Genomic DNA, 8461 nt, shown 5'->3' with positions numbered 1-8461 from the left:
TTTGGTTTTTACACAAATCTATATTCATTCTCTAATATTAAATTTAATCTTACATTATAATTTACTTATAATAGGAGTCTATTTTGCCTCGATAGCACATTCGCTGGTATTACCCCAAATTTATAACTCCATCCCATTCAAAATATCTTTAAGCTTCTTCAATTCCTCCGCTGTCAAAGTAACTCCCTTACCCATCTTTTCATGCTCATGTGACCAATCTCTTAAATCATATTTAGGTTTTTTATCATTCCAAGAAATTAGATTTAGTTCTTTTTTCCATCCTTTTCCTGATTCTGAAAGAACACCTACAGTTTTTTTGATTTCATACTTTATATCTGACATTTTTCTAAACCTCCTAAGGAAATTATCTTTTTCTCTTATTCTTATATTTAAACTCATTTAATATTTTTATATCTTGTTCGTTCAAAGAATATAGAGAATAAACAAATTCATCAATTTCTTCAAACATTTCTAAAGGATTAACATTGCTTGTATTGATACTTTTTTTATTAAAATAATATGACTGCATAATATTTGAATACATATTTAATCTTTGTATCTGTTGTTCATTAATATTTGGAATTGGAATTTTTGATAAATTATTTGCTGTAAAATTTACCCCACCTCCCATTGCAAGTCCACTATATGCTTCCTTAAGAAAATAATAAACAAGATTAGAATTTAATATTGGTAGTACTGTACACAGTTTAAAGTTACTCTTTTCTCTTATAATAACTGTGGATTTAGCAGCTAAATATTCTCCACTATCATCTAAATAACATTCAAAATACCTTATTCCAGTAGTAATGATTTTAGGAGACAATGCCTGTTTATACCTTCTTTTAAAGTTTGATTCAACATCATTTTTTAATATTACTGGTTTTATATATTTTCTTTTTACATAAGTCATTTGTGCTATTCCCCACAAAGAACGATATTTGTCTATAGTTCCAGTATTAATAAATTTAAAATATTTTGATGTATCTTCATCTATACAATCTAATAAATAGTTTGCAATTTTATATGTTTCTGACACTGTCGCAGCTTCTTCCAGTATAAAATATTTATTTAATGTATCATTGTTAATTATCTTCTCCAGAGTACTATATGAATTTGATAAACATAAACTTAAGTTATCTAATTCTTTAATTTTAGACTTATAAACAGTATGTCGGCTATCTATGGAAAATTCGGAGTTAAATTTAATAACATTTATTTTTTGTGATAAAATATTACAAACAAAAACAACAACAGTTGACACATCTGCAGTCTCAAATGCCTTAAAAGTAGAATAATCTGTTATATTATAAATTTTATCAAACAAACAATTTCTTAGAGCTTCTCCATACTTTATTGCTAACCATTTATTTGGTGTTATTAACGTTGCATTTCCCATACTATTAATTAAATTATATGCTTTTTCCCAGAATGGTATATACAAATCCCAATTTCCCTTAGTAGTACTATACTTTTTAGATAAATTTTTTCTCAGTTCTGACATTGTCCTCACCATTTCTTCTGAATCAACATATGGTGGATTCCCAATAACAATATCAAATCCTCCTTTCTCCTTAAAAACCTTAGCAAACTCTAACTCCCATATAAAGAAAGGTTTCATCTTTAACTTTTTCATTTCATTATATTTTTTTAGTCCCCCTTTATTACCATCTCGATTTAATTTATATTCAATTAAACTATCTCTAATTTTGTCAATTTTATATTTTATCTCTTTCTTTTTGTGCTCATCATCCTCATCAAATAATCTATCTTGAAGGTCAAACATTTCTTTAAGCATATCATCAGATTGGTCTATAAGTAAGTTCATTTGTACAACACTGGCAATTTGAGTACGTTTTTCTGACTTTTCTCTAGAATTATTATTTCTATATTTATGTAACAAGCTTTCATCAAAAAGTTTTATCCCCTCATATTCATCTATAAGACTGTTACCAACCATTATATTACAGTCTAAATTAGGTAATGGATGTGGCTCTGGATTCTCATCATCAATTTCCTGTTCTACAACAACTGAAAGCCACAATCGCAGTTTTGCAATATCTACTGCACTTGGCTCTATATCTACTGCAAAAATACAATTTTTAATAGTATCCCATTTCATTTTATATTGTGAACGATGTTTTCTTATAAATTTCTCACCATAAGTTCTTTCAAAAATACCTTCTTTATCTTTCTTAATTATATATTCTGTAATATTATTTCTTGCTCTCACTATTTCATTAAGCATTCCAAGGGGAAATGCTCCAGAACCAACAGCTGGATCGGCTATACTTATATTTTTTAAAGCTTCATCAATATACACTATATTATCAAAAATAGTTTGTTTTATAGTTTTCTTGTCTTTAAAACTTTTATTATTTGACACCTCATATCTATTATCTGCATCTCTAATCAATTCTCCGTAAATAATGAATTCCATCATATCTTCGTAAGGTACATTAACTCTATTTACAAGATAGTTTGTTAGACTCTCTTGGCACATATAATGAACTATTTCTCTTGGAGTATAAAAAGCTCCCTTAGATTTTCTATCCTTTCCATCAAGCAAATTTTCAAATATCTTTCCTAACATTTCGGGATCTACAGCTACTTCTTTTTCAAGTGGTTCATCTTCATTCATTGTAAAGTTATACCTATCAAATATATCTAATATACCATCTGCTTTCCTAGCATTTTCATCAATGTTTGAAAAAATATTGTTTGGAATTCTAAATTTTGCTTTTTTCCAATGATAGCCTTCTAATGGCTCAAATAATCCTCCATTAAGAAATGGAATTTTACAATTAAAATATTTATAATATTGATTCTTTCTTCGTTTATTTAAAGCCTCGTAAAAAAATGGTTCTAAATAATCATCAAAGAAGTTTTTATTTTCATTTTTCATACAAAAATTATAAATTCCTCTTATGAACTTTTTATTTCCACTTCCCCAAGGCATATTTAATTCAGAGTTTATAAAACAATCAGATAACAGATCTGCTTCTTCATCTGTTATAGAATAAAATACCTTAATTGATAGTTTCATTGTGCCATCTTTTTCATTAATAAATATTTTTTTTAATATCTCTTTATGTTCATCATTTACTGCATTATATATTTTCGTAAACTGTGCTTTTTCTATTCTATGGTTTTGTGGCATTATTCGAACACCAAGCCATCCTTTTTTCTGAAGAAAATATAAAAAGGCAAGTTGTCCCATAAGTTTTTTAGCAAATTGCTCTGAAAATTTATCAACTTCAAATCCTAATGCTAATGTTTCATTAATAAATGATTCATCCTTTTCAAGATATTCTTTCAAATCAAAATATTTATTTTTATATTGTTCGAAGAAATCCTTAGTTACCTTTTCAACACTAAATGCTATCTCTATTTCATCTAAAGTTGGATTATGCTTATCATCTTCAAATATAGGATATAACTGCTTCTGTGCAGTGTGGCTTGTTTCATTTTCACCTACAAGATAGGAATATCGCTTTGCAGGTGTTAAATCCAATTCAAGTCCTTTATCTTTAAATGTATAATCAAGTCTTACGAATGAAAGTCTCCAGTTAACATCATGTTCTGAATAAAATGCTACTATAGCAGCTTCACAACCTTGCTTATCAAGTATTTTTGAAATGAAGTTTCTTTGAAGGCTTCTGGCTCTCTCTACACCTTTTCCACTCTTTAATTCAACTGCAAGAATAATTATCTTATTTTCTTCTGCATCATTAAATTTAGCAATATCACTATATGATAAAATATTATTTTCATATTCCTTCCATATACCGATATGGCATTTTGCTGAAAGCATTTTTGGTTCATTAAAAAATTCTAATGTAAATCTTTTAAACTTATCTATATTAAATTTACTTTCAAATGTTTCCTTTAGTAATTTAAGTTTTGAAGAAACCATCTCTACCCTTCACTCCTTTGTAAATATTCTGAAAGGATAACTTCTATTTTTCCATCAATGTTTTTCTTTTGTTTACTTTCTCTTTTTTCAAAATACCTTTCAGGCATAAGATTCTCTATTTCGTAATAAATTTTTATTGGATCATTCATACCTTTAGTTACTTTTACAACTTCTTTACTTATACTTGCAGGAATATCTCCGTCTTCCCAAAGTTCTTGTAATCTCTTTATTTTTTTTTCCTGCTCATCAGTAAAAGTTTTACAAATTCTAAATATGCCCTTTAGTATTTTTATTATTTTTGCATCATTACCTGTTTTAGTAGTGTTTACCGTATTTACAAATGTTTCTTCATTAAATATATTTTCAAATTTTTCTTTATTAAGTTTTAGATGTTTGAAATACTCTTCTGGAACTTTTAATTTTTCTTCATTGTTAGTACATTTCAAATATTTCATAGCCTCTATAAATGTCAATTCTCTTATTTTATTACCATCAGTTGCATAAAACTTTTTTAAACTACCCTTCCTAAGAAATGATAATGTAGCTTTATTTTGTATAATTGCAACCTTTTTACTACTTTTAGACTTTTTAGGCAATTTTTTTATTTTTTCAAAAAACTTTTCATCCGTATCTCTAATTTTTCTTATGAGATTTAAGTATTCGAGTTCAGATTCTCCATAAATATCACTTTCATCAAAGATGTTATTACTATTTAATTTTTGATACAATTTATGAGATGAAACCTCTTCATCTTCTGATAAGTATTTAAAGTCTTCTCCTAATGTATCATGAAAAGCTTGTATTTTCAAAATAATATTTTCTTCTATTGATAGCTCCGCATTTGCCTGAGCAGCAGGAAAAAAGTTAAATACATAAATTCTCTCATATTCTGTTCCTACACGATTTATACGTCCTACTCTCTGCATTACCTTCGTTGGGTTCCAAGGTAAATCATAATTTACAATTATATTTGCACGATGAAGATTAATTCCTTCCGCAAGTACATCCGTTGTAATTAAAAATTTGATATTATTTTTTCTCTTACCTTGATAGTTAGGATTGAAATTTGCTTCAATTTCATCTCTTTCATGTCTTGAGCCTTGTCCGCTAAATACAAGTACTTTTTCAGGATATTTTTCTTCTAAGTATAATCCTATATATTCAGCAGTATCCTTAGATTCAGTGAAAATTATAATTTTTTTATTCTTAAGTGTTATATTATTTTGAAGTTCAAATAAAAATTGTTCTTTCTTTGGATCGTCAATTATACATTCCCACTGATCTTTAAGCCGTTTTAAGAATAATAAATCCTGTTTTAAAGCTGAAATAAAATCTTTACGAAATTCATCTGCTTTATAGTGTTGAACTCTGTCTGCATCAACAAGCTCCATTAATTTTTCATCATCACCATTATCTAAAAGATCATAAACATCTATTTTTTTACTTATATAAACATCACCCTTTGAACTCATCTCTATAAATTGCTCATAAGATTTTATAAATCTATTTAAAGTTTTCTTAAAGGCCTCAAAACTACTTTCTAATCTTTTAATAAGAATAGATTTCATAAATCCTCCCATGTTTTTTTGTGATACCATTTGAGATGCTATATCCTTATCTATCTTTTTAAGATAGGTAAGAGGTTGATATCTTGAATAATTCATACTTTTAATAATTAAAATTGTATAATTAAATACCTTTTCAATGTCACCTTTATATATATACACTATTTTTTCAGGTGTACTAAGTTGTGGAAATCTGAGTCCTTGCATTTTAAGATCATCCTTATAAAACTCCATTATTTCCTTACGTGTTCTTCTTATCATTACATTTCTAAGCACTTGATCTCTTATTACTTCCGAATTCGCTTTTAATACATCTGAGTATTCTTTTGTACCTCTCTCTAAGTGCTTAAGTTTACTATCTAGTTTATTAAAAAAAGCTTCAATATTCTTATTATTTGGTATTATAGTACTATTATTTTTAGGCTGGAATAAATATATTTGATTTGCTATATCTGTTGAAAAATTATTCTGAGGTGTTGCAGTAACTAGTACTACTTTTTTGTTGTAACAAATCTCATGAAGCTTTTGAAAACTCTCAGTCTTTCCATTTCTAAATCTATGTGCTTCATCTATGAAAACATATTTTGTATTTTTCATAATGTCATTATCATTAAGAATATAATCAAGTTTTCCAAGTGATTCAACTTCAGCTGATACCTCAAATTGATGTAAGGTTTTTTCCCAGTAATCTTTTAGTACTGGTGGACATATTACAAGTTTCCTTCCCTTTAACCTTTGCATAAGCATTGCACAGATATAAGTTTTTCCAAGGCCAACTACATCGGAAATAAATACCCCATTATATGAATCCAATGTCTTTTTTGCCTGTATAACAGCATCTGTTTGGTATTGAAGCTTCATAAAATTTTCAGGAAACATGTCAACCCATGCATCGTTTTTATCTTCATTGATTTCTTGCTGGAAATATTCATAAAGAGTTTTTAGAAATAATTCATATGGAGTTATATTATCTCTAATCCAAGTATCATTATTAATTGTTTCTATGTATTCTTCAGTTATATCAATGCTTCTACTCCATAACTCTTCAAACTTCTCTAATGCAAAATTTACGTCCCTACTGTCTTTAAGTTCAACATTAAATTCAAGATTATTTACAAGACCTGCCTGTGAAAAATTACTTGAACCCGTTATAACTGATCCATAGTTATCAGGACACTTGTCCATGTCTTTTCTCATAATATAAACTTTTGCATGAACAGGACTTTCAGGAAATATTCTCATTTGAAGTTTTCCAGATTGTAACCATTTAATAAAAATTTTAATTCCTTGCTCAACCTTAAAACTGTCTTTTGAATTCTCCATTTCATCTTGTATATTATTCTTAAATTCACTCTTTACTTCTTTATAAGACATTTCAAAAGATAACTGTTCTTCTTTTGACTTTTGAATTATTTGAATAGTTTTTCCGTCTACATTTAAACCAACTAATATTCTTATATTATCTATGTCTTCCATAGCAGGGTACATTAAATAAAAACCACTGCTTCTAAAATAACCTACCAGCACATCAAAAAATTTGGTGTTTGATTTTAATATCTTTGAGAATCTATCGTATAAATTTCTATCTGGTTCATTTGTAAAAAATGTCAAATCATTATGATGTTCCAATAAATTCACCGCCCCTTATAAGCATTGTGTCTATATAGTTCAACTCCAATTTTATTATTTTTTTTGCTATTAATCAACATATTATAATTATTATGCTATATGTATAATAGAAGTATCTATGTCCTATACTGTAAAGTGTATGGAATTAATTAACTTAAATCTGCTGAAATGAATATAGTCAAACTTTTGAATGCTATTCACAGATGCTCCTTTTACTCCATATTCGCTATATTCTAATACTGTTCAGTTAGATAAATTTGGGATTTATACTATAAACATTATTTAATTAATTGATAATTTCCTTATTATAATCCATACCAAGTCCCATCTGTTTGAGGTAATTGTCTTTGACGTACTCCCTTTGCAAATTTATAGCGCATTTTATAAAAATCACTTCTTAATTCTAAATGATCTTCTTCAATCCATGTATCAATCATTTGATCCCAGCCTTGCATCCATTTCACATGTAATGCCTGCTCTATCTCTAAAAATGCATTTAGGTATAATTCTACATTTCGTAAACATGGCTTGCAACCATAAATAAAGCCATATTTTTCATCTTCAAATTTTGCTAAACCAGCAATAGAATTAGGAATGTTCTCATCTTCTAAAATATCTTTTCCGCAGCAAACGCATTGCAGGGGTTGATAGTCTTCTTCTGATACATTCATATAATATTTACCTGGATACAAACCAAAACTTTGTAAAATCTTAGTATCCATTAACTGCATTATAATTACAATTTTATGTGGTTCAAAAATCTCATATTCATATTGGCTGTTTCTACATATCCCATTTAATCGATTTTGTAATCCTGTTGTAATTCCCGTTGAATAAAATCCTATAAAGCCTTTTACATTATGTTGCAATAATCTATCTCCAATATTCTGTTCATCATCTTGCCCTACATGTTTACCAGAATTTATGTAGTGTTTACAACTAACTAAGTATTGGCAATTATCTTTTACTACCAAGAAATCTTTCCCGCCATCTGTTCCATAAGCAGGTAGTATTGTAGGTATATATCCGACAATTTGCAATACATAAACGGCAAATCTCTCCCATTCTTCATCTGTCATATTCCTGAAAAAATTTTTAAATCTATTCATATTATTAGCTCCTCATCATTTATAAGATTACTTTTTTATTATGGTTTGCACATTTAATTGTTTATAAATTTTCCTCATAATTTAATAACAAATAAACAACTCAATAAATTACTATTTTTCTGTATGTTATACAAATAATTTTACAACTGCATATTAATTATAACTTTATAATGTCACTATGATATTTTACTTTTACTAATTTGTTCTATAACTTTATATAGGGTAGGTTTACTTATATTAAACAT

General features: G+C 27.6%; 4 protein-coding genes. All 4 read right to left on the bottom strand.

What is annotated here, in order from left to right:
* Positions 1-120: 120 nt before the first annotated feature.
* The 4 genes from KM800_RS14560 to KM800_RS14545 all read right to left on the bottom strand — a co-directional run bounded on the left by KM800_RS14560 (position 121) and on the right by KM800_RS14545 (position 8216).
* Positions 121-342, bottom strand: coding sequence for a YdbC family protein (locus KM800_RS14560; RefSeq protein ID WP_217813733.1), 222 nt, complete (start codon positions 340-342; stop codon positions 121-123).
* A 22-nt stretch (positions 343-364) separates the two neighbouring features.
* The gene (locus tag KM800_RS14555; protein WP_217813732.1) at positions 365-3913 is read right to left on the bottom strand and encodes an Eco57I restriction-modification methylase domain-containing protein; all 3549 of its coding nucleotides are present in this window, start codon (positions 3911-3913) and stop codon (positions 365-367) included.
* Between the two features lie 2 nt (positions 3914-3915).
* Complete coding sequence (locus KM800_RS14550; RefSeq protein ID WP_217813731.1) at positions 3916-7107, bottom strand: helicase-related protein; 3192 nt, start codon at positions 7105-7107, stop codon at positions 3916-3918.
* A gap of 305 nt (positions 7108-7412) precedes the next feature.
* A complete protein-coding gene (locus tag KM800_RS14545; protein ID WP_217813730.1) occupies positions 7413-8216 on the bottom strand; it encodes a restriction endonuclease in 804 nt (267 codons plus the stop codon).
* Positions 8217-8461: the final 245 nt, after the last annotated feature.

Origin of the sequence: Clostridium tyrobutyricum (assembly GCF_019144085.1) — a bacterium.
In the GTDB taxonomy this organism is placed as follows: Bacteria; Bacillota; Clostridia; order Clostridiales; family Clostridiaceae; genus Clostridium_B; species Clostridium_B tyrobutyricum_A.
This window is presented reverse-complemented; position numbering and strand designations above follow the sequence as displayed.

Coding starts and splice junctions, on each gene's coding strand:
- KM800_RS14560 (WP_217813733.1), bottom strand. CDS start 342: ATGTCAGATATAAAGTATGAAATCAAAAAAACTGTAGGTGTTCTTTCA.
- KM800_RS14555 (WP_217813732.1), bottom strand. CDS start 3,913: ATGGTTTCTTCAAAACTTAAATTACTAAAGGAAACATTTGAAAGTAAA.
- KM800_RS14545 (WP_217813730.1), bottom strand. CDS start 8,216: ATGAATAGATTTAAAAATTTTTTCAGGAATATGACAGATGAAGAATGG.